Annotated in this window: 1 protein-coding gene; it reads left to right on the top strand. The window is 63.8% G+C overall.

What is annotated here, in order from left to right; translation table 11 throughout:
• Nucleotides 1-36 precede the first annotated feature (36 nt).
• A partial coding sequence (locus KVS71_RS17155) for a hypothetical protein (RefSeq protein WP_217585119.1) occupies nucleotides 37-365 on the top strand: 329 nt, incomplete at its 3' end.

Below are 365 nucleotides of genomic sequence, written 5' to 3'. Positions count from 1 at the left end.
ACTCGGGCAGCCGCGCTGCTCGCCCGCGAGGCTAACGTGTACAACTCGACGAAGCACGGGCTTGCTGTGCAACCTCGGAAATCCGGGCTGCGCCTCGGTAGCGAGGAGGACCCGAATGGCGTGATCATCGACCACCACGGGCCGTCCATCCGGTTCCTCAGCAAGGGTCCTAGCGCCGAAGAGGGGGTGCAACAGTGGCGGGAGACGATCCAGTTCGCGTTCCCTTCCATCAACCACGCAGTTGCAACCGCTTTCGCCGACGAGATCGACGCGATCCACGCGGTGGCGAAGGCGCGCTTGACTGGTGAACAGGGCACAGTGACGATTCGTCAGCGAGCGTTGATTGACCACCTTCGTGCCGTGCC

Source organism: Microbacterium sp. GbtcB4, assembly GCF_019091465.1.
GTDB classification, from domain to species: domain Bacteria; phylum Actinomycetota; class Actinomycetes; order Actinomycetales; family Microbacteriaceae; genus Microbacterium; species Microbacterium paraoxydans.
This window is presented reverse-complemented; position numbering and strand designations above follow the sequence as displayed.